This is a genomic window from Micromonospora sp. NPDC001898, assembly GCF_042891255.1.
In the GTDB taxonomy this organism is placed as follows: domain Bacteria; phylum Actinomycetota; class Actinomycetes; order Mycobacteriales; family Micromonosporaceae; genus Micromonospora.
The window spans coordinates 256,265-276,330 of the sequence record NZ_JBIATC010000005.1 but is presented as its reverse complement, the minus strand read 5'-3'; the positions used below and the strand labels follow the sequence as shown (position 1 = coordinate 276,330).

Below are 20,066 nucleotides of genomic sequence, written 5' to 3'. Positions count from 1 at the left end.
GGCGTCAGGCCCCGTCGCGGTCGGAGTCCGCCGAGAAGTTGATCACGCCGAGGTAGCCGTCGCCGTCCTCGACGACCTTCATCAGCATGCTGTCGGCGTAGATGGTGTCCTTGTCGTTGAAGGTGTCCCGCCCGGTGTGCGTGGCGTACGGCGCCGCGGCGAAGACCTTCGTGTTGAGCGCCTCGTCGAACATCACCTGGGTGGTGAGCAGGCGGTTGTTGTTCACGTGCACCATGGCGTGGATGTGCACGGTGCGGCCCCGGTACCAGCCCGGCCAGACGGTGACGAACTCGACGATCCCGTCGGCGTTGGTGACCTGGGCTCCGCGCAGGTAACGCTTGTCGTCGGTCGGCGTCAGGTCGGCCGCCTGCCCCTCGGAGCCGCCACCCGGAGCCCCGCCGCCGGGGGCGCCGCTGGGCGGAGTCCCACCGGGAGCACCACTGGGCGGAGTACCGCCGGGGGCACCACTGGGCGGAGTACCGCCCGGTCCACCGCCGGGGGCACCACTGGGCGGAGCACCGCCGGGGGCGCCGCCGCCGGTCGACTGGACCTCCGCGCCCGAGTACAGCCCCGCCGCGTCGCAGTGCCAGATCTCCACGACGGCGTTCGCCAGCGGCGCGCACTTCTCGCTGTCCTGCACGCGGATGGCCACCCGCAGCCGGGTGCCCGGCCGGTCCTCCCTGATGTCGCGACGGATCTTGTCGGCGTCGAAGTAGTACGGGCCCTGGGTGGTGCTCGCGGTCAGCGTGCAGGTGTTCGCGTCGGCGAAGAGCGCGGCCAGGTCGCCCGACGTGCCGGCGGTGGCCTGCGGCGTCACGGTCTCACCGGTCGACGTGGTGACGGTGCCGTCGTCCCGTCCGCAGGCGGCCAGCAGGCCGGCCAGCCCGATCGATCCGACGCCGGCGATCAGCCGACGACGGCTGACCCGCTGCCCTTCGTGGTGGTCGAGGTCGTGGCGCATGGGTCCTCCCGGGTGGCTCGATGACGGATCAACCGATCCGGCACCGACGCTAGGCCGAGGGGTTGGGCGGCTCCTGTGCCGAACTTGTGCGCCCGCTGTGTAACGCGTCAGGGCCCCTTCCCGGTCGGGGAAGAGGCCCTGCGGCACGTCGCCGGACCAGGACGCGCCTGGGCCCGGCAGGTGTCAGTGGGCGCGGTCAGGTCAGTGGGCGCCGAGGTGGGCGAGCAGGTCCTGCCGGGTCAGCACGCCCTTGGGCTTGCCGTCCACCAGCACCAGCGCCGCGTCGGACTTCTCCAGCAGCGCGACCGCCTCGCTCACCGGCTGGCCGCCGCCGATCATCGGCAGCGGGTCGGTCATGTGCCGCTCGATCGTGTCGTGCAGGTGCGCCTGGCCGGTGAACAGGGCGTCGAGCAGGTCTCTCTCCGCGATCGAGCCGGCCACCTCGCCGGTCACCACGGGCGGCTCGGCCTTGAGCACCGGGAGCTGGGAGACGCCGTACTCGCGCATGTAGTCGATGGCGTCCCGGACCGTCTCGGTGGGGTGCACGTGGACCAGCTCGGGCAGCCCGCCCGGCTTGCCGGCGAGGGCATCGGCGACGGTCGGCTCGCTGCCCGAGTTGTCCAGGAAGCCGTACCGGGCCATCCAGGCGTCGTTGAAGATCTTCGACAGGTACCCCTTGCCGCTGTCCGGCAGCAGCACCACGACCACGTCGTCCGGGCCGGCGGCGCGGGCCACCTCCAGGGCGGCGACCACGGCCATCCCGCAGGAGCCGCCGACCAGCAGCCCCTCCTCGCGGGCCAGCCGCCGGGTCATCTCGAAGGACGCCTTGTCGGAGACCTCCACGATCTCGTCGGTGATGCCCCGGTCGTACGTCTCGGGCCAGAAGTCCTCGCCGACCCCCTCGACCAGGTACGGCCGGCCGGTGCCGCCGGAGTAGACCGAGCCCTCCGGGTCCGCGCCGACGATCCTCACCCGCCCGTCGGAGGCCTCCTTCAGGTACCGGCCGATGCCGGAGATGGTGCCGCCGGTGCCCACCCCGGCCACGAAGTGGGTCAGCCTGTCGCCGGTCTGCTTCCACAGCTCCGGCCCGGTGGTCTCGTAGTGCGAGCGCGGGTTGGCCGGGTTGCTGTACTGGTCGGGCTTCCACGCGCCGGGGATCTCCCGGGCCAGCCGGTCGGAGACGTTGTAGTAGGAGCGCGGGTCCTCCGGCGCGACGGCGGTCGGGCAGACCACCACCTCCGCGCCGTACGCCCGCAGCACGTCCTGCTTGTCCTGGCTGACCTTGTCCGGGCAGACGAACACGCACCGGTAGCCCTTGAGCTGGGCCACCAGGGCCAGCCCGACGCCGGTGTTGCCGCTGGTCGGCTCGACGATGGTGCCACCCGGCCCCAGGATCCCGGCGGCCTCGGCGTCCTCGACCATCCGTAGCGCGATCCGGTCCTTCACCGAACCGCCCGGGTTGAGGTACTCCACCTTCGCGAGCACGGTCGCCCGGATGCCCTCGGTGACGCTGCGCAGCCGTACCAGCGGGGTGTTGCCGATCAGCTCGACGACGTTGTCGTAGTACTGCACCTCGTTGTGCCCTCCGTTACGGCGCCGGCGACGGCGGCCGGGCAGACGTTGATTCGACGCCCAGGGTACGTGCCGTCAGGGGGTCACATGCCCCGGGATGACCGAGCTGCGGCGGGTCTCCCACTCAAGGAACCGCTCGGTCTCCGCCAGCACGGCCCCGGCCAGCCAGGTGACCATGACCGCGTCGTCGGCCAGCCCGAAGATCGCCAGCGGGATCTCCGGGAGCAGGTCGATCGGCGAGACGATGTACGCCGTCGCCGCGGTCATCAGGGCCAACCGGAGGCCGCCGTCGTACTCGCCCCGGGTGGTGGCCCGGATCATCCGGGGCAGCGCCCCCAGCCGGGCGCCCAGCGACGGGCCGCCCCTCGCCCCGGAGGACAGCGCCCTGGCCAACGCCGCGAACGCCGCGCCACGTTTCAGTGTCTTTCCCATCTCCACACCCCTCTCCGCCCGACATCGTGCGGTGTCGGTGCAAGGAATACCCGCAACCGTCGGATCCCAGGCATCGCAGAGGGCAGCACGACGACAGCGGCATGTCGTGCCGGCGCGATAATGTCGCTGTATGGGGGTCGCTGGTTCCGCCGTACCGGTTGGTCCGCGCTGGCGCCGCGCCCGGCGGGTCGCCCGCCTGGCGGCGCTCGGCACGGGCGCCACCGCCGCTGCCGCCGTCGCCACGGGCGGGGTGCTGATCGGCCAGGCCCGGCAGGCCCGGCGCACCATACCGATGGCCGAGGCGCCCCCGCCCCGCTGCGACGGCGTCTACGGCGCGAAGCTCCCCGGCCCGCCGCTGACCGTGGTGATCCTCGGCGACTCCACCGCCGCCGGGTACGGGGTGCACCGCCGCCGGGAGACCCCCGGGTCGCTGCTGGCCACCGGGCTGTCCCGCCGCCTGCACCGCCCGGTGCGGCTGCACCGGTTCGCCGTGGTGGGCGCCATCTCGTCGGGGCTCAAGCCGCAGGTGGAGTCCGCGCTGGAGCACCAGCCGGCCGTCGCGGTGATCCTGATCGGCGGCAACGACGTCACCAACCGTGCCCCGGCGAGCCTGGCCGTGCGCTACCTGTTCGACGCGGTCCACGCGCTGCGCGAGGGCGGGTGCGAGGTGGTGGTCGGCACCTGCCCCGACCTCGGGGCGATCCGGCCGATCCAGCCGCCGCTGCGCTGGCTGGCCCGGCGGTGGAGCCGGCAGCTCGCCGCCGCCCAGACGGTGGCGGTGGTCGAGGCGGGCGGCTGGACGGTCTCCCTCGGCGACCTGCTCGGTCCCCGGTTCGTCGCCGAGCCGACCCGGATGTTCGCCTGGGACCGGTTCCATCCCTCCGCCGAGGGGTACGCGATGGCCGCCGCCGCGCTGCTGCCGACCGTGCTCTCGGCGCTCGGCGCCGGGCAGGAGCGCCGCCCTGGCCTCGCGCGCGGGGAAGGCGTACGGTCGCTGCCTGAGGCCGCCCAGGAGGCGGCTCGGCACGCGGGCACAGAGGTCAGCGCCACCCAGGTCCACGGGCGCGACCGGGGGCCGGGCGGGCGATGGGCGCAGCTGCGCCGGCGGGCCTTCTTCGGCGTCGGCGCGGTGCCGCAACCCGGCCCGGCCGCCGACTCACCCACACTGGAGGGACGGCCATGACCGAGCACAGCGGTAGCCACGGCGCGGGGGACCGGGGTCTGGGCGCGGAACTCGCCCTCCGGCTGGGCCGGGCTGCGGCCCTGTCCCTGATCGCCGGGACGATCGGCGGCGCGGCCGTCCTCGCCGGCGAGGCGTTCGTCGCCCGCAACCGCCGGTACGCCCAGCCGGAGCTTGGGCTGGCCCTGCGTGCGACGGTGGGGCGGCCGGGCGCGCCGCCGCTGCGGCTGGTCCTGCTCGGCGACTCGTCCGCCCTCGGGGTCGGCGTGGGCCGGCTGGGCGACACCGTCGGCGGGCAGCTCGCCCACCTGCTCGCCGAGGGGCCGGCGGGCCGCCAGGTGCACCTGTCCAGCGTCGGGGTGTCCGGCTCCCGCTCCACCGACCTGGCCACCCAGGTGGCCCGGGCGCTGCTCGGCCCGCGCCCCGACGTGGCGGTGATCCTGATCGGCGCCAACGACGCCACCGCGCTGCGCCGGCCGGCCGAGGCCGGGGCGTACCTGGGGGCGGCCGTGCGGCGACTGCGCGAGGCGCACGTCGAGGTCGTCGTCGGCACCTGCCCCGACCTGGGGGCGGTCCACGCGATCGCCCCACCGCTGCGGCAGGTGGTCGGCTGGGCCGGCCGGCGGGTGGCCCGGGCACAGACCGTCGCCGTGCTCGACGCCGGGGGCACCGTGGTCGACCTGGGCTCCGAGACCGGCCCGGTGTTCCGGGCCGACGCCGGCACCTTCTGCCACGACGGGTTCCACCCCTCCGCCGACGGGTACCGGATCTGGGCGCACGCGCTGATCCCGGCGGTCGCCGCCGCCGCGAACGTCGCCTCCCGCCACTGACCGCTGCCGCCGGGCCCCGGCGGCACGGCCGGGCCGTGGCAGCACAGCCGGGCTCCGGGCTCCGGGTGACATTTCCCGCCGGGTGGGACGCTTCCCCGGCATGTTACCGGCGAGTTAACGTTGGTTCATGCCGACCGAGTCGTCCCGCGACGCCGTCATCGTCGCCACCGCCCGCTCCCCCATCGGCCGGGCGCACAAGGGTTCCCTGCGCGACGTCCGCCCCGACGACCTCGCCGCCACCATCGTCCGGGCCGCCCTGGACAAGGTCCCCCAGCTCGACCCCGCCGAGATCGACGACCTCTACCTGGGCTGCGGCCTGCCCGGCGGCGAGCAGGGCTTCAACATGGCCCGGGTGGTCGCCACCCTGATGGGCCTGGACGGCCTGCCGGGCGCCACCCTGACCCGGTACTGCGCCTCCTCGCTGCAGACCACCCGGATGGCGATGCACGCGATCCGGGCCGGCGAGGGCGACGTGTTCGTCTCCGCCGGGGTCGAGATGGTCTCCCGGTACGCCCGGGGCAACTCCGACGGGCTGCCGCCCGAGGCGCAGGCGCTGGTGGGTGGCGGTTGGGAGAACCCCCGCTTCGCGGCGGCGCGGGAGCGGTCGACGCAGCGCGCCCAGGGCGGCGCGAAGGTCTGGACGGACCCGCGAGAGTCCGGCGAGCTGCCCGACATCTACGTGGCCATGGGACAGACCGCCGAGAACCTGGCCCAGGTGCACGACGTGACCCGCGCCGACATGGACGCCTTCGGCGTGCGCAGCCAGAACCTGGCCGAGAAGGCGATCGCCGACGGCTTCTGGGCCCGCGAGATCACCCCGGTCACCACCGCCGACGGCACCGTGGTCGACGGCGACGACGGGCCCCGGGCCGGGGTCACCCTGGAGGGGGTCGCCGGGTTGAAGCCGGTGTTCCGCCCCGACGGCCGGATCACCGCCGGCAACTGCTGCCCGCTCAACGACGGCGCGGCAGCCGTGGTGATCATGAGCGCCCAGCGGGCCCGGGATCTGGGCATCACCCCGCTGGCCCGGATCGTCTCCACCGGAGTCACCGCCCTGTCCCCCGAGATCATGGGCCTCGGTCCGGTCGAGGCGTCGCGGCAGGCGCTCGCGCGGGCCGGGATGACCATCGACGACGTCGACCTGGTCGAGATCAACGAGGCGTTCGCCGCCCAGGTGATCCCCTCCTACCGGCAGCTCGGCATCCCCGAGGAGAAGCTGAACGTGATGGGCGGGGCGATCGCCATCGGCCACCCGTTCGGCATGACCGGCGCCCGGATCACCGGCACCCTGCTCAACGCCCTGGATTGGCACGACGGGTCGGTCGGCCTGGAGACCATGTGTGTCGGCGGCGGCCAGGGCATGGCCATGGTCCTCGAGCGCCTCGGCTGACAACGGCGGGCCGGGGCGGGTACCGGCCCGGCGCGGCGCGGCGCGGCGCGGTCAGAGCGTGGTACGGGTCGCCGTCACCTCGGCGGCGGCCCGGGCCAGCAGGTCGGCGGCCGGGGCTGCGGCCAGCAGGTCGGCGGTGACCACCCGCAGTTGGTCGGGCAGGGCGAGGTTGTTGCCGAGCCGGGGCACCGCCCGGCGGGGCTGCCCCTCGGCGTCGGCGGCGAGGTTCGCGAGCTCCTGCACCAGCCGGTGCACCAGGTCCGCCCGGGACACGTTGCCGCTCCCGGCGACCGCCGCCCAGCGCGGTTGCTGCCAGTGCCCGACCTGACGGACCAGCAGTCCCACCGCCCGGTCCAGTTCCGCTGCGCTCACCGCACCGAGTCTACGAAAGGCCGCCGGCCGGCCGGTCAGCGGCGCAGGTAGCTGAGCAGTCGCAGCAGCTGCCAGTAGAGGAAGACCAGGCCGGCGAGCAGCCCGAACGCGCAGTACCACGCGTACCGGCGGGGCAGGCCCGCGCGGACCGACCGTTCGACCAGGTCGAAGTCGAGGATGAAGCTGAACGCGCCGGCGATGATCGCCACCACCGAGAACAGGTACGCCAGCCAGCCGACGTCGGCGGTCAGGCTGTACACCTCCACCCCCTGCCGGCCGGTGATCAGGTACGCGACCAGATTGACCACGCTGATCGCGACGATCCCGAGCAGAGTGCCGGCCACCAGCCGGGCCAGCCGCGGGGTGGCCCGGACCACCCGGGCCCGGTACAGCAGCGCCATGCCGAGGAAGACGCCGGCCGTGCCCACCACGGCCTGCACCACGATCCCCGGGTAGACCAGCTCGAACGCCCGGCTGGCCACCCCGAGCAGCAGCCCCTGGAGCACCGCGTACCCGGCGATCAGCGCCGGGTTGGTGCTGCCGCGCAGCGAGATGACCAGCGCCAGCGCGATCGCCGCCAGCGCGGAGCCGGCCAGGGCGGCGGAGATCCACACTGCTTGCGGGACGACGAACCAGGCCACCCCCGCCGTGGCGACGGTGAGCAGCAGCAGCCCGACGGTGCGCGTCACCACGTCGTCGACGGTCATCGCCTCGGCGCCGCCGAGCCCGAGCACCTCGCGTTCCCGTCGGCGGGTGTCGTCCAGCCGGCCCAACACCGGGTTGGAACTGCGCACCGTCACCTCCTGACCGACGTACCCCTCGCAGTCACTCTGCCCCGGCGGGCTCGACGGCGGCGGGCAAACGCCGTGGCCCGCTCCCGGCGGGGCCGGTGGCGCCGTGGCCCGCTCCCGGCGGCGGCTGCCCCGCAGACGACGGCGCCCGCCGCCGCGGGTCGCGGGGGCGGGCGCCGGTCGGCGACACGGGTCAGTCGTCACCCTGGAAGAAGCTCAGCAGGCGCAGGATCTCGATGTAGAGCCAGACCAGGCTCACCAGGATGCCGAACGCGGCCGTCCAGGAGTAGCGCTGGGGCAGCCCCATCCGGACGCCCTCCTCCACCTCCGCGAAGCTGAGCACGAAGCTCAGCGACGCGACCACGATGCAGACCAGGCTGAAGCCGATCGCCAGCGGGCTGCCGTCACGCAGGCCCGTGTTGACGCCGAACAGCGACAGCACCAGGTTGATCATCATCACCGCGAAGAGGCCGACCATCGCCGCGAGCATGCCGCGGACGAACTTGGGCGTCGCCCGGATGACCCGTGCCTTGTACAGCATGGCCATCAGGAAGAACACGCCGAAGCTGGCCACCACGGCCTGGAGCACGATGCCGTCGTAGAGCGAGTTGAAGGCCTTGCTCACCATGCCGACGAAGACGCCCTCGACGACGGAGTACGCGACGACCAGCGCCGGGTTCGCCATCCGGGAGAACGAGATGATCAGGCCGAGCACCAGGCCGACCACCGCGGCGCCGATCCAGGCGACGCCGAGCAGCGAGTCAGGCACGAGCACCCAGGCCGCCGCGGCGGACACGCCAAGGATGCCGAGGAGCGTGACGGTCTTGACCACCACGTCGTCGATGGACATCGGCGTCACGGTGGGCGGCGCGGCCGGGTAGCCGGTCGCGCCCGGGTACTGCTGTGGGGGGTATCCGGGCTGCCCGTAGGGCCCGGTCGGGGCGTACCCGGTGGCGCGCTCCCGCTCGGCCGCTTGGCCGAGTCGGGCGAGCACCGGGTTCGAAGTCTTCACTGTCTGGCCTCCCTCAGGGGGTCGTCGCACGTGAACGTGCCCTTCCAGGGTAAACGCCGCGATCGACGCCGTGGAGATCACCGAGCGAGGCAGGAGCTGTGAAGAAGCTGAGAGGCGAGGTGCCCGGGGCGGGGGTCGAACCCGCACGCCTTGCGGCAGCCGCTTTTAAGGCGGCCGTGTCTGCCTTTCCACCACCCGGGCGGGGCCACGCCGACGCGCCGACGCATCGGTGCAGTGTCACCGTAGCGGGTCCGCGACGACCCGGCGTACCCCGTCACCACCGCCGCACTAGGGTCGAGGCGTGAGCAGCGCAGCCCCCACGGCCCCCGACGCCGCCCCCGCACAAGCACCCCGTTCCGATGCCCCTGCTCCGGCCGGTTCCCGGTGGGCCAGGCTCCGGGCCGCCGCCGCCCGGAACCGGGCCGACCTGCTCGTCGGTCTGCTCTTCGCGGCCCTCGCGGTCTGGCTCACCCACGGCCTGTGGCCGGACCCCGCCGGCCGGGTGCTGACGCTCAACCCGGAGGACCAGGCCCTGTACGAATGGTTCCTGGCCGTCGACTCGCGCGCCCTGCTCGGCGACTTCGGTCTGCTCACCGACCGGCTCAACGCCCCGGACGGGGTGAACCTGATGGCCAACACCACGGTTATCGCGCTCGGCGTGCTCTTCGCCCCTGTGACCCTGCTGTTCGGCGCGCCGGTCACCTTCGCCCTGCTCGCGGCACTCAACCTGGCCGGCACCGCGGTCGCCTGGCACCTGCTCTTCACCCGGGTCCTGGGGGCCCGCCGGTTGGCCGCCGCGCTTGGCGCCGGGCTGTGCGGCTTCGGCCCGGGGATGATCTCGCAGACCAACAGCCACCTGCACATGACCGCGCAGTGGCTGGTCCCGGTGATCGTCTGGCTGGTGGTCCGGCTGCTGCGCGCCGCCGACCCGCTGGGCCGGGCCGGCCGCCCCCGGGGCCGGGCAGGCGACGTGCGCGACGCGGGCGGGACGGGCGACGCGGGCGGAACGGGACCGGCCCGGGTCGGCCCGGACCGGCGCCGGATGCTCACCTCCGCCGTCGGCCTGGCCGCCGCGGTCAGCGTCCAGGTCTTCGTCGGCGAGGAGGTGCTCTTCCTCTGCGCGGTGACGCTGCTGGTGATGGCCGTCGCGTACGCCCTGGCCGACCGGGCACTGCTGCGCCGGGCGCTGCCCGGCTTCGCCGGCGGGACACTGCTCGCCGCCGGGCTGGCCCTGCTCGTGCTGGGGTACCCGCTGTGGTTCCAGTTCGCCGGCCCGCTGGGCGTCGCGGACGGGATGTTCAGCCCGCACTACTTCTCAGCCGACCTGAGCAGTTGGTGGACCGTCTCCCCGCTGTCGGTGATGGGCAGCGACGAGGCGGCCCGGCTCACGACCGGGCCGGCGGAGTACAACACCTTCCTCGGCTGGCCGCTGCTGGTGGTCACCGTCGGCTGCGCGGTCTGGCTGGGCCGCCGCCCGCTGGTGATCGCCTGCGCGGCGGGGGCGCTGGTGATGGGCGCGCTCTCGCTCGGCCCGGACGTGGTCCTCGGCGGCGACCGGACCACCGTCGCCGGCCCGTACGCCCTGCTCGGCGGCCTGCCGGTGGTCGACGGGGCGCTGCCGATGCGGTTCGCCCTGGGGGTGCTGCCGGTGATCGCGACACTGCTGGTGCTGGCCGTGGACCGGGCGCTGCGCGCCGCCGGGACGACCCGCCGGCTGGTCCCGGCGGCGGTCGGGATCGCGCTGCTGCCGGTCCTGCCGGCGCCGCTGCCCACCGCCGAGCGGCCGGCGCTTCCCGAGTTCGTCACCGGCGGCCACTGGCAGGAGTGCGTCCGGCCCGGCGGGGTGCTGGTGCCGGTGCCGCTGCCCACCCCGAAGGAGCCGTGGCCGATGCGCTGGGCGACCGCGGCGGACGCGGCCTTCGGCATGCCGGAGGGCTTTTTCATCGGCCCGTACGGCCGCGGCGACACCGCCGCCATGGGCACCTGGAAGCGACCGACGTCGGCCCTGCTCACGAACGTGGCGCAGCAGGGTGGCCGGCCCGTGATCGGCGACGCGGAGCGTCAGCAGGCCGCCTGGGACGCCGACCGCTGGGGCGCGTCCTGCTTCGCGCTGGCGGAGAGCACGCCGCGCGCCGACGACCTGCGGGCCGTCCTGGACCAGCTCTACGGCCCGTCCACCCGGATCGCCGACGCCTGGATCTGGCGGGTCTGAGGCCCCCACGAAGAATGGGCCCCCTCGTCGGCGAGGAGGCCCATTCTTCGTGCGACTCAGACGCGGGGGGCGACCGGCTGGGACGCCTCGACGAACTCCTCGCGCGGGTCGTGCAACTGGCCCAGGGCGACCACCTCGCGCTTGAGGAAGAACGCCAGCGACCAGTCGACCACGACCCGGACCTTGCGGTTGAACGACGGGATCCGGCTCATGTGGTACGTCCGGTGCATGAACCACGCCGGCAGGCCGGTCATCTTGATGCCGTAGACCTGGGCCACACCCTTGTACAGGCCGAGGCTCGCCACGCTGCCCGCATGCTTGTGCTTGTAGTCCACCGGCTCGCGCCCGCGGACCACGTTCACGATGTTGTCGGCCATCCGGGCGGCCTGGCGCACGGCGTGCTGGGCGCTCGGCGAGCAGAAGTTGCCCGGCTCCTTGGTCAGGTCCGGCACCGCCGCGCAGTCGCCGGCGCTCCACGCGCCCTCGACCACCCGGTCGCCGTCGACGACCTGGAGGGTCGGCAGGCAGGTGACCCGGCGGCGCTCGTCGCGCGGGAAGTCGGTCGCGTCGAGCATCGGCGACGGCTTGACGCCGGCCGTCCAGACGATGGTGTCGGAGCGGAAGCTGTCACCGTCGGAGAGCTTCACCACCCCGTCGACGCAGGACTCCAGGCGGGTGTCCAGCCGAATGTCCATGTTCCGCTTCAGCAGCTGCTGCACCGTGTAGGCGCCCATGTCCCGGTCGACCTCGGGCAGCACCCGCTGGGTCGCCTCGACCAGCACCCAGCGCATGTCCTCCGGCTTCAGCTCCGGGTAGTAACGCAGGGCGTCCCGGGCCATGTCCTCCATCTCGGCCAGCGCCTCGATGCCCGCGTACCCGCCGCCGACGAAGGTGAACGTCAGCGCGCTGCGCCGGACCTCCGGATCCGGCGTGGCGGCGGCCACGTCGAGCCGGTCCAGCACGTGGTTGCGCAGGTAGATGGCCTCGCCGATGGTCTTGAAGCCGATGCCGTGCTCGTGCAGGCCGGGAATCGGCAGCGTCCGGGAGACCGCGCCGGGGGCCACGATCACGTGGTCGTAGGCGATCTCCGTGGTCGGGCCGCTGATCGGCTGCACCGTGGCCACCTTGCGGTCGTGCTCGATCCGCGTGACCGTACCCGCCACCACCTTGCACCGGCGCAACTCCCGCCGCAGCGGCACCACGGAGTGCCGGGGGGAGATGTTGCCCGCCGCCGCCTCCGGGAGGAACGGCTGGTACGTCATGTGGGGCTGCGGGTCGACGACGACGACCTCCGCCTCACTTGAGGAGAGCTTCTTCGACAGACGCAGGGCGGCGTAGAGACCGACGTGCCCGGCACCGACGACAAGGATCCGCTTCGGGTTCACGTCATCCATCTTTCCCCGGGCGACCCGGGTAATCCCGTCCGAGACCCCCTTCTGTGACGGAGCACAACACGTGTGAACTGCGCGACGTCCTCCCGCCGTCCCGTTATCTGCGACTTATCTGCGACGCAACAGCCACCTCAGCAGCACGCTGAGCGCCACCGCGACCAGCAGCCCCACCACCGTCGCGGCGAGGAAGCCGCGGTCCCCACCGACGCCCGACACCTCGACCAGGAGCACCCCGAGCACCGCCGAGGCGAGCAGCACCCCGCCGGCCCGGGTGAGCCAGCGCACGACCAGTTCCGGGTCCACCACCGCGTCGTACGGCAGCAGGGCGGCCAGCGCGCACAGCGAGTGGGCCAGGTAGAGCGCCACCGCCACGGCGAGCAGCCGCCACAGCGCGACCGGCCGGCCGTACCCCTCGGTGGACAGCAGCCACCCACCCACCGTGACCAGGGCGGCGAAGGTCGGCCAGACGCGGCGCGGCCCGACCGCCGGCAGCAGCGCCACCATCGCGAGAGCGGCCAGCGGCCGCCCGTCGAGGACCTGCACCGGGTACGCCAGCAGCAGGCCGGCCAGCACCGTGCCGAAGATTCCGGCGCGGACCAGCAGTGGCGCCAGGCTCACCCGGATCACCGCCGAGCGCGCCACCCTGGCCCGTTCCGTCACCACCTCGACCGGGTTCACCGGTTCCGCCCCCTCGTCCGCGCGGCCGTCACCGGGCACCCACCCGGGGGGCGATGGCGAGCCGGGCCACGTCCCGCAGCACCTGGTCCAGGCTGCCCGCGCCGGCCCAGCGGACCACCGGCACGCCGTGCTCGCGGAGCTGGCCGATCATCGTGTCCCGGTCCAGCCGCCACAGCCGGAAGGCCACCTCGGCCCAGCCCTGCCCGCCCGGCGGTGCGAGGTCGGCCGGGAGCGTGTCCACGGCCACCACGAACCGCCCGGACCGGGCCAGCTGGGCCAACATCTGGGCGGACCGCTCGTCCAGCAGCGGGGTGAGCACCACCACCAGCGCGTCCGAGGAGAGCAGGTGCGGCCCGAAGACCTGGTCGTACGGCTCGTGCGGGGACGCCTCGGCGCGCACGTCGAGCAGCCACTCCAGCAGCGTCAGGTACTGTCGCCGGCCGGACGCGGCGCGCAGCCGGCGGGCAGCCGGCCCGTACTCCAGCATCGCCACCCGGTCGCCCCGGTGCAGGTAGTGCTCGCCGATCGCGGCGGCGGCCCGGACGGTCGTGTCCAACACCGAGGCGGCCCCGCCGACGCCACCCGAGCGGCCCGCCTCGGCGAGCACGTCCAGCAGGACCACCACCTCGGCGTCCCGGTCCGACAGGGTGGCCGCCACGTGCAACTGCCGGGCCCGCAGCGAGACCCGCCAGTCGATGCGGCGCAGCCGGTCGCCGGGGCCGAAGACCCGCACGCCGGCCAGCTCACCGCCCTCGCCCGGGCGGCGGGAGTGGTGCGCACCGACCAGGCCCGCGGCCCGGGGCATCGCCTCCACCGCCTCGAACGGCTCCGTCCTCGGGTAGACCCGCACCCGGACCGGCTCGGCGACCGCCGCCCGGGAGACCAGCAGCCCGCCCGCAGCGGCGACCCGGACGCCGGCCGGGCCGACGGGGTGCCGGCCCCAGCGCCGGGCCTTCCCGGTCAGCTCCAGGTCGACGGCGGTGCCGGTGTCCACGACGGTGACGAAGGGCCGGTCCACCCCGCTGCGGGACAGGTCGACCCGGGCCCCGCCGACCTGGGCGCGCTCGACCAGCAGCCAGGGCGAGACGCGGGTGCGGACCACGGCGAGGTCGTACCCGACGGTGTCCGGGTTGCCGACGGTGACCGTGCCGGTAAACTCGCCGCCCTCGACCAGGTGCCCCTCGTCGGCGGCGACCCACACCTGCGGCCCGGCGCTCGGCCGGCGGCGCAGCGCGTACGCGGTGCCGAGCGCGAACGGCGCGGCCAGCACGACCAGGTCGACCCGGCCGAGCAACACCCCGGCGATCAGCAGCAGGCCGGTGAGCAGCACCGCCCGGCCGAGCGCCCGGGTCGGCGCCCAGCCTGCCGCGGGCTGCTGCCCCTCGTCGGTGGGCACGGCCGTCAGCGCCCCGGCCGGCCGGCGGCGTAGCTCGGAAGCGCGCCGCTGGCCGGGGCCGGGGTCTGGTCGAGCACCTCACCGACCACGAAGGACGGGTCGACCCGGCGCAGCCACATCTCCGGGCGCAGCGTGATCCGGTGCGCCAGGGCAGGCGCGGCCACCTCCTTGACGTCCTCCGGCACCACGTAGTCCCGGCCGGCGAAGACCGCCCTGGCCCGGGCCAGCAGCAGCAGCGCCAGCGAGCCACGCGGAGAAGCCCCGACCAGCACCGACGGGTGCTCCCGGGTGGCCGCGGTCAACTGCACGATGTACCGGCCGATGGAGTCCTCCACCACCACGTCCTCCAGCGCGGCCTGCATGGCCCGCAGGGTGGCGGCGTCGACGACCGGCTTGATCTCGGCCTCCTCGTGGCGGCGGGCGATCCGCCGGCGCAGCACGTCCCACTCCTCCTCCCGGTCCGGGTAGCCGAACGACACCCGCAGCAGGAACCGGTCGAGCTGCGCCTCCGGCAGCGGGTACGTCCCCTCGTACTCGATCGGGTTGGCGGTGGCCAGGACGTGGAACGGCTCGTCCAGCCGGTAGGTGACGCCCTCCACGGAGACCTGCTTCTCCTGCATGGCCTCCAGCAGCGCCGACTGGGTCTTCGGCGGCGTCCGGTTGATCTCGTCGGCGAGCAGCAGGTTGGTGAAGACCGGGCCGGCCCGGAAGGAGAAGTCGCCGCTGCGCTGGTCGTACAGGAACGAGCCGGTGACGTCGGCGGGCAGCAGGTCGGGGGTGAACTGGAGACGGCGGAAGTCCAACCCGAGGGCCTGGGCGAAGCAGCGGGCGGTCAGCGTCTTGCCCAACCCGGGCAGGTCCTCCAGCAGCACGTGGCCGCCGGCCAGGATGCCGGCGAGGACCAGCTCCAGGGTTTCCCGCTTGCCGACCACGACCGAGCCGACCGCGTCCAGCACCGCCCGGGCCAGGCGGCCGACCTCGACGGTGGGCAGGGTGCGGTCCACGTCGTTCATCAGATCTTCTCCAGTTCGGCGACGATCGCCGCGAGGTCGCGCGGCGACGGGGTGCGGCGGGGTGGGGTGTCGAGGAACATCGAGAGCCGGTCCCCGAGCAGGGCGCGGGCGCGGGCCGGGTCGGAATCGCGGGTGACGCCGTGCCGCTGGCGCAGCCGCTCGTCGGCCAGCTCACCGAGGCGGGGCAGGAGCCGCTCGGCGAACCGCTCCGGTCGGCCCGACGACCAGTCCAGCGGCCGTTCCCAGCCGTTGATCGCGGTGCGCAGCGCGTCCCGGGCGGCCCAGTGGTAGTGGCCGTCCTCCTCGCCGGCGGGCGCGCGGGCCCCGCCCCGGGGCGGGGGCGGCGGGGCGAGCGCGGCGGTGACCCGGCGGACGGCGAGCAGCGCGACCACCCCGGCGACGACAACCGCCAGCGAGACCTGGAGGCCGATCGTGCGCAGCCCGACGACCGCGACCGCGGTGAGCGCCCCGGTGACCGCGAGGGTCCGCAGCACGCCCCGGAACCGGCCACCCCGGGTGACCCGGGCCTGCGGCGGGGGCTCCTCCTCGAAGGTGAGCAGGTCGTCGATACTGGCGCTCACGGCTCCACCCGACCGGTGGCGGCGACCGGTTCGCCGGCGGCCACGGCGGTCAGCTCGCCGCGCAGCCGGCGCAGCGCGGCTCGGGCCTGGTCGCGGGTGCGCTCGTCGACGGGGCGGGTGGCGTACCGGGCCTCGCGGTAGACGTGGGCGAACTCGGCCAGCACGTCGGCGCTGACGATCGCCGGGATCCCCGCCTCGGGGTCGCCGCGCAGCAGCCGGGTCACCAGGTCGGTGGAGGTGTCCCCGGTCCGCCGGACCACCCCGGCCGCGTCGGCGGCCTCCTCCAGGCGCACCCAGCAGGCGATCACGGCGGTACGCGGGTCGACGTCGGCGTCGTCCAGCTCGACCAGGCCGGCGTCGAGCGCGGCGACCACCTCGCGGGCCGTTCCCTCGGCAGTGCGCCGGGCGCGGCGCGACGGCAGCGCCCGGGTGGTGCGGCGGGCCATCCCCCGGACCAGGGTCCAGGTCAGGTAGCCGAGGGCGACGGCGATCGCCAGGCCGAGCAGCACCACCGCGACGGTGCCGAGCCACTCGGGGATGTGCGCGCGGGTGGCCTCCCCGGCGTCGCGCGGCTCGGCCGGGATCGAGGTCGGCGGCTGCGCCGACGGGTAGTCCGGCACGTACGGGATGTTGTCGGCGGGTGGGATGCGGCTGGCGCCGAGCGACGAGTGACCGGCGGCCAGCGCCGCGACGGCGAGCAGGCCGGCCACCGCGCCGACCGGCCACCACCTGCGCAGAACGCTGAGGTCCATCGCCACCGCCCCACGCCGTCAGTCCACCCCGGCCAACTGCCTCGCCCGGGCGAACACGTCGTCCAGCATCCCCGGGGTCAACCGCCCGGTAAAGGTGTTCTGCTGGCTGACGTGGTAACAACCGAGCAGCGCCGGTGCGGTCGTGCCGGACCAGTGTGCCCCATGGCCGAAAGCCGGTCGAGGGCTGGGCGGGCGGACGCCGTACACCTCGCGCAACACCGGCCACCACGCGGCCCAGGCGAACGCGCCGAGCGCGACCACGACGCGCAGGGTGGGCCTGATCAGCGCGACCTCGCGGTGCAGCCACGGCGCGCAGGTGTCCCGCTCCGCCGGGGTGGGCTTGTTGTCCGGCGGAGCGCAGCGCACGGCGGCGAAGATCCGGGTGTCGCGCAGCGCGAGCCCGTCGTCGGCGGCCACGCTGGTCGGCTGGTTGGCCAGGCCGGCGCGGTGCAGCGCGGCGAAGAGCACGTCGCCGGAGCGGTCGCCGGTGAAGATGCGCCCGGTGCGGTTGCCGCCGTGCGCGGCGGGGGCCAGGCCGAGGATGCCGATGCGCGCGTCGGGGGTGCCGAGGCCGGGCACCGGCCGCCCCCAGTACTCCTGGTCGCGGAAGGCCGCCCGCTTCGTCCGGGCGACCTCCTCCCGCCAGCCGACCAGGCGCGGGCAGGCGAAACAGTCGCTGACCGCGCCGTCGAGGTCGGCGAGGTCGGCCGCCCGCGCGGCACGCGCGACCACCTCACCCGGGGTACGGGGCTCAGCCAAGCTTCGCCCGGAACTGTTCGAGGGTGCGGGCCCAGGCGGTGGCGGCGGCCCGCTGGTCGAAGCTCTCCGGCCGGTCCTCGTTGAAGAAGGCGTGCGCGGTGCCCGGGTAGTCGTACGTCTGGCAGCTGCCTCCGGCCGTCTCCACGGCCCGGCGGGCGGTCTGCACGCCGTCGGCGGTGGAGGTGCCGTCCGCCTCCGAGCAGTGGATGACGGCGTCCTTGCCCGCGTACCCGCTCCACTGTGGGCTCATCCCGTCCCAAGGCAGTCGCGGGTAGAAGGCGGCGGTGGCCACGATCCGCTCGGACCGGGTGGCCGCCCAGAGCGCCAGGCTGGCGCCGGCGCAGAACCCGACGCAACCGGCCTTGCCGGCGACCTCGGGCCGGCCGGCCAGGTACTCCGCCGCGACGGCGACGTCCGCCGCCGCCTCGTCCATCTGCGCGCTGTTCAGCATGTGCCGGGGCTCACTCGGCCGGCTGGCCGGCTGGCCGCGCCGGAAGTCCGGGGCGAGGGCGACGAAGCCGGCCTCCGCGAACCGGTCCACGACCGACCGGATGTGGGGCACGAGGCCCCACCAGTCCTGGATGACGATGACCGCCGGGCTGGCCGCACCGGCGGAGGGTACCGCGAGATACCCCTCGCGCGTCCCTCCGCTGCTGGCGTAGCTCACCATCTCGCCCATCGGCTCCTCCAAGCGGTCAGTCAACGCTGGCTGGTCGCAGGGTGTTCCCACGTTCCGGTAGCCTGCCACGCCGCGACCGCCGTCGGGAAGACGCCGGAACAGTGGCATTCACCTCCTGTCCCCCCGCCGGTGACACCTGGTATGTCGACGGCTCTCGCCCGCTCGTTGCCTCCCGGTACACCGACGGCGGCGCGGTCCCCCGCACCGCCGTCAGCCGCCGGCACCGGGCCGTTCCGGTCCGGAACCGGCACGTCGTTCCCGGCCCGGTCAGGCCGCCTTCCTCGTCAGGCAGAGCAGGTAGCCGGTGCTGCCCGGCTTGATGTTGTAGAAGAAGTAGCCCTCCTGGCCCGGCTGGAGGAACGGCTCGCAGGCCTTCCCCGTCCGCGCCTGGGCCTCGGTCTGGCTGTTCACCCGACCCACCACCGTGTACGCCGCCTGGCTGGACGTGCAGGCGACCACCTCGGCGCCGCTGGCGTCCTTGCGCTCACCCTCGGCCACGTCCGGCAGTTCGGCGAGGCAGTCGCCCGTCTTCGCGTCGGCGGTGCCGTCCTTGTCGAACGCGGTGGCCACGGCGGAGCCGACGCCGAACTTGAGCGCCGCGACCACGCCGACGGCGAGCAGCACGCCGACCGCGCCGAGCACCTTGCGGCCGACGGACCGCTTCTTCTCCGGCTCCCCCTCCGGCTGCTTCGTCGGTTCGGCGGCCGGAGCGGCGTCGGCCGGCGGCCCGGCCGGGGCCGACGCGGAGTCTCCCGGCAGCCCGGCGGCGGTCTGCCCAGCGGCCGGCGGCCCGGCGGGCTGCCCGGCGGCGGTGGACTCGGCAGCGGGCGGCGGCCCGGCGGCCGGCGGGGCGGCCTCGGCGGCGGCCGGCGGGTCGGCGGGTCGCGGCGCGTCCTCGGACGGCGGGTTGGGGGGCGGTGCGACCTGCTCTGGCACTGAGGTTCCTTCCGAGGGGTGGACGAGCAGACGACACCGTAGCGATCAACATCGAGGGATGCTGTCCCGTCCGGATCGTCCGTTCAGCCAATTTCCACCCCCGGCTCGCTCCAGGACACGAACGAGCGCGTCGGGGCGTCCGGCGGCCCGGACACCCCGACGCGTGGCGGGTGGGTGCGAATCAGGAGGTGGGCGCGGGCGACGCGGTCGGAACCGGCACGCCGGTGCCGGGCAGCGGGCCGATGGTCGCCGCCGGCGGCGGGGTCGACCCGGCCGTCGGCGCGCCGGACGGCGTCGGGCCCTCGGTCGGCACGGCGGACGGGACCGGCCCCACGATCGGCGGAACGGGCGACGGGCGCGGCCCGCCCGGCCCGGTCCGGAACGGCGCGTGCTCCGGGCAGTACGGGTACGCGGGTGCTCCCTGTTTCGACTCGGGCAGCCCCTCGCGCACGCACTCCCGGTACCCGAGGCGGATCGGGTTGCCGTCCTGGTCGAACAGGCGGGCGTTCTCCACCAGCCGCCCCTCGCTGTCGTAGACGAAGACGTCGCGGACGTACGGCACCTGTTCCGAGGTGGGCTCGTAGCCGGACTCGTTCCAGCCGAGCCGGTCGTCCGCGTCCACGAACCCGGCGAACGCGAAGACGGCGAGGATGGCCGTGCCGGCGCGGAGCGCGATCCGGGGCCAGCGGCCCAGCGTGGGGGTGCGCCGGCCCAGCCACACCGAGACCAGCACGCAGACGGCGAGCAGCAGCAACGCGGCGAGCGTGCTGCCGCCCAGCCTCGGCAGCAGCCCGAACGGCGCACCCGTGGTGATGACGGTGATCAGCATCGCCGCGAGGTATCCGCGCAGGACCCACCAGGCGGGGCGGAGCAGCCGCAGGTACTCGCTCGCCGCGGCGTACCCGAGGATCGGGCCGAGCCGCAGGTCGGCCGCGCGCAGCCGGGCGCGGAACCAGGACACGACGGCGGTGGCCCGCTGGTCCAGGTTGCGGGGGGGGGGGGGGGGGCCCCCCCCCCCCCCCCCCCCCCCCCCCCCCCCCCGCCCCCCGCGGGGGCCCCCCCCCCCCCCCCGCCGCGCCGCCCCCCCCCCGCCCCCCCCCCCGCCCGGGGCGCCCCCCCCCCCCGGGCC

At 74.8% G+C, this 20,066-nt stretch carries 20 protein-coding genes and 1 tRNA gene; 4 read left to right on the top strand and 17 right to left on the bottom strand.

Features of this window, described 5'->3' with window-relative positions; all coding sequences use genetic code 11:
• Positions 1 to 4: 4 nt before the first annotated feature.
• The 3 genes from ACFYZF_RS14370 to ACFYZF_RS14360 form a co-directional block, all read right to left on the bottom strand.
• Complete coding sequence (locus tag ACFYZF_RS14370) at positions 5 to 961, bottom strand: hypothetical protein (protein WP_387019939.1); 957 nt, start codon at positions 959 to 961, stop codon at positions 5 to 7.
• A gap of 201 nt (positions 962 to 1,162) precedes the next feature.
• Positions 1,163 to 2,533, bottom strand: coding sequence for a cystathionine beta-synthase (locus ACFYZF_RS14365; protein WP_387019936.1), 1,371 nt, complete (start codon positions 2,531 to 2,533; stop codon positions 1,163 to 1,165).
• Positions 2,534 to 2,608: 75 nt separating this feature from the next.
• Positions 2,609 to 2,965 carry a YkvA family protein gene (locus ACFYZF_RS14360; protein ID WP_387019934.1) on the bottom strand — a complete coding sequence of 119 codons (357 nt, stop codon included), beginning with the start codon at positions 2,963 to 2,965 and terminating at the stop codon, positions 2,609 to 2,611.
• 130 nt (positions 2,966 to 3,095) lie between these two features.
• On the opposite strand from ACFYZF_RS14360, the gene ACFYZF_RS14355 reads away from it, so the two are divergent.
• From ACFYZF_RS14355 to ACFYZF_RS14345, 3 genes are all read left to right on the top strand, one after another.
• A complete protein-coding gene (locus tag ACFYZF_RS14355) occupies positions 3,096 to 4,148 on the top strand; it encodes an SGNH/GDSL hydrolase family protein (RefSeq protein ID WP_387019931.1) in 1,053 nt (350 codons plus the stop codon).
• Positions 4,145 to 4,975, top strand: coding sequence for an SGNH/GDSL hydrolase family protein (locus ACFYZF_RS14350; RefSeq protein WP_387019930.1), 831 nt, complete (start codon positions 4,145 to 4,147; stop codon positions 4,973 to 4,975). The genes ACFYZF_RS14355 and ACFYZF_RS14350 overlap by 4 nt, the downstream gene beginning before the upstream one ends.
• A gap of 127 nt (positions 4,976 to 5,102) precedes the next feature.
• Positions 5,103 to 6,365, top strand: coding sequence for an acetyl-CoA C-acetyltransferase (locus tag ACFYZF_RS14345; RefSeq protein WP_387019927.1), 1,263 nt, complete (start codon positions 5,103 to 5,105; stop codon positions 6,363 to 6,365).
• A gap of 51 nt (positions 6,366 to 6,416) precedes the next feature.
• On the opposite strand, the gene ACFYZF_RS14340 is transcribed toward ACFYZF_RS14345, so the two are convergent.
• From ACFYZF_RS14340 to ACFYZF_RS14325, 4 genes are all read right to left on the bottom strand, one after another.
• The gene (locus ACFYZF_RS14340) at positions 6,417 to 6,737 is read right to left on the bottom strand and encodes a hypothetical protein (RefSeq protein ID WP_387019925.1); all 321 of its coding nucleotides are present in this window, start codon (positions 6,735 to 6,737) and stop codon (positions 6,417 to 6,419) included.
• Between the two features lie 35 nt (positions 6,738 to 6,772).
• Positions 6,773 to 7,531 (bottom strand): Bax inhibitor-1/YccA family protein, encoded by a 759-nt coding sequence (locus ACFYZF_RS14335; protein WP_387019923.1) that lies wholly within the window; start codon positions 7,529 to 7,531, stop codon positions 6,773 to 6,775.
• Positions 7,532 to 7,721: 190 nt separating this feature from the next.
• Positions 7,722 to 8,540, bottom strand: a complete 819-nt coding sequence (locus tag ACFYZF_RS14330) for a Bax inhibitor-1/YccA family protein (protein WP_387019921.1) — start codon at positions 8,538 to 8,540, stop codon at positions 7,722 to 7,724.
• Positions 8,541 to 8,660: 120 nt separating this feature from the next.
• Positions 8,661 to 8,741 (bottom strand) — tRNA-Leu (locus ACFYZF_RS14325).
• Between the two features lie 100 nt (positions 8,742 to 8,841).
• On the opposite strand from ACFYZF_RS14325, the gene ACFYZF_RS14320 reads away from it, so the two are divergent.
• A complete protein-coding gene (locus ACFYZF_RS14320) occupies positions 8,842 to 10,752 on the top strand; it encodes a hypothetical protein (RefSeq protein WP_387019918.1) in 1,911 nt (636 codons plus the stop codon).
• Positions 10,753 to 10,808: 56 nt separating this feature from the next.
• Here the strand turns inward: ACFYZF_RS14320 and ACFYZF_RS14315 are convergent, their stop codons facing one another.
• The 10 genes from ACFYZF_RS14315 to ACFYZF_RS14270 form a co-directional block, all read right to left on the bottom strand.
• The gene (locus tag ACFYZF_RS14315) at positions 10,809 to 12,137 is read right to left on the bottom strand and encodes an NAD(P)/FAD-dependent oxidoreductase (protein ID WP_387020419.1); all 1,329 of its coding nucleotides are present in this window, start codon (positions 12,135 to 12,137) and stop codon (positions 10,809 to 10,811) included.
• A 114-nt stretch (positions 12,138 to 12,251) separates the two neighbouring features.
• A complete protein-coding gene (locus ACFYZF_RS14310; protein ID WP_387019916.1) occupies positions 12,252 to 12,821 on the bottom strand; it encodes a hypothetical protein in 570 nt (189 codons plus the stop codon).
• Between the two features lie 28 nt (positions 12,822 to 12,849).
• Positions 12,850 to 14,226 (bottom strand): DUF58 domain-containing protein, encoded by a 1,377-nt coding sequence (locus ACFYZF_RS14305; RefSeq protein ID WP_387020417.1) that lies wholly within the window; start codon positions 14,224 to 14,226, stop codon positions 12,850 to 12,852.
• Positions 14,223 to 15,230: an AAA family ATPase gene (locus tag ACFYZF_RS14300; RefSeq protein WP_387019913.1), complete on the bottom strand. Its 1,008-nt coding sequence runs from the start codon at positions 15,228 to 15,230 to the stop codon at positions 14,223 to 14,225. Before ACFYZF_RS14300 ends, ACFYZF_RS14305 begins: the two co-directional genes overlap by 4 nt.
• Positions 15,230 to 15,811: a hypothetical protein gene (locus ACFYZF_RS14295; RefSeq protein WP_387019910.1), complete on the bottom strand. Its 582-nt coding sequence runs from the start codon at positions 15,809 to 15,811 to the stop codon at positions 15,230 to 15,232. Before ACFYZF_RS14295 ends, ACFYZF_RS14300 begins: the two co-directional genes overlap by 1 nt.
• Complete coding sequence (locus tag ACFYZF_RS14290; protein ID WP_387019907.1) at positions 15,808 to 16,563, bottom strand: DUF4129 domain-containing protein; 756 nt, start codon at positions 16,561 to 16,563, stop codon at positions 15,808 to 15,810. The genes ACFYZF_RS14295 and ACFYZF_RS14290 overlap by 4 nt, the downstream gene beginning before the upstream one ends.
• An 18-nt stretch (positions 16,564 to 16,581) precedes the next feature.
• The gene (locus tag ACFYZF_RS14285; protein ID WP_387019904.1) at positions 16,582 to 17,295 is read right to left on the bottom strand and encodes a uracil-DNA glycosylase; all 714 of its coding nucleotides are present in this window, start codon (positions 17,293 to 17,295) and stop codon (positions 16,582 to 16,584) included.
• A 19-nt stretch (positions 17,296 to 17,314) separates the two neighbouring features.
• Positions 17,315 to 18,001 (bottom strand): dienelactone hydrolase family protein, encoded by a 687-nt coding sequence (locus tag ACFYZF_RS14280; protein WP_387019901.1) that lies wholly within the window; start codon positions 17,999 to 18,001, stop codon positions 17,315 to 17,317.
• Positions 18,002 to 18,268: 267 nt separating this feature from the next.
• Entirely contained in the window at positions 18,269 to 18,937 is a 669-nt protein-coding gene (locus ACFYZF_RS14275; RefSeq protein ID WP_387019900.1) for a hypothetical protein, read from the bottom strand.
• Between the two features lie 181 nt (positions 18,938 to 19,118).
• Complete coding sequence (locus ACFYZF_RS14270) at positions 19,119 to 19,898, bottom strand: hypothetical protein (RefSeq protein ID WP_387019897.1); 780 nt, start codon at positions 19,896 to 19,898, stop codon at positions 19,119 to 19,121.
• Between the last annotated feature and the right edge of the window lie 168 nt (positions 19,899 to 20,066).

Excerpts from the sequence above, each read along its gene's own strand:
- ACFYZF_RS14370 (WP_387019939.1), bottom strand. The coding sequence starts at position 961 with ATGCGCCACGACCTCGACCACCACGAAGGGCAGCGGGTCAGCCGTCGT.
- ACFYZF_RS14360 (WP_387019934.1), bottom strand. The coding sequence starts at position 2,965 with ATGGGAAAGACACTGAAACGTGGCGCGGCGTTCGCGGCGTTGGCCAGG.
- ACFYZF_RS14355 (WP_387019931.1), top strand. The coding sequence starts at position 3,096 with ATGGGGGTCGCTGGTTCCGCCGTACCGGTTGGTCCGCGCTGGCGCCGC.
- ACFYZF_RS14350 (WP_387019930.1), top strand. The coding sequence starts at position 4,145 with ATGACCGAGCACAGCGGTAGCCACGGCGCGGGGGACCGGGGTCTGGGC.
- ACFYZF_RS14345 (WP_387019927.1), top strand. The coding sequence starts at position 5,103 with ATGCCGACCGAGTCGTCCCGCGACGCCGTCATCGTCGCCACCGCCCGC.
- ACFYZF_RS14300 (WP_387019913.1), bottom strand. The coding sequence starts at position 15,230 with ATGAACGACGTGGACCGCACCCTGCCCACCGTCGAGGTCGGCCGCCTG.
- ACFYZF_RS14290 (WP_387019907.1), bottom strand. The coding sequence starts at position 16,563 with ATGGACCTCAGCGTTCTGCGCAGGTGGTGGCCGGTCGGCGCGGTGGCC.
- ACFYZF_RS14280 (WP_387019901.1), bottom strand. The coding sequence starts at position 18,001 with ATGGGCGAGATGGTGAGCTACGCCAGCAGCGGAGGGACGCGCGAGGGG.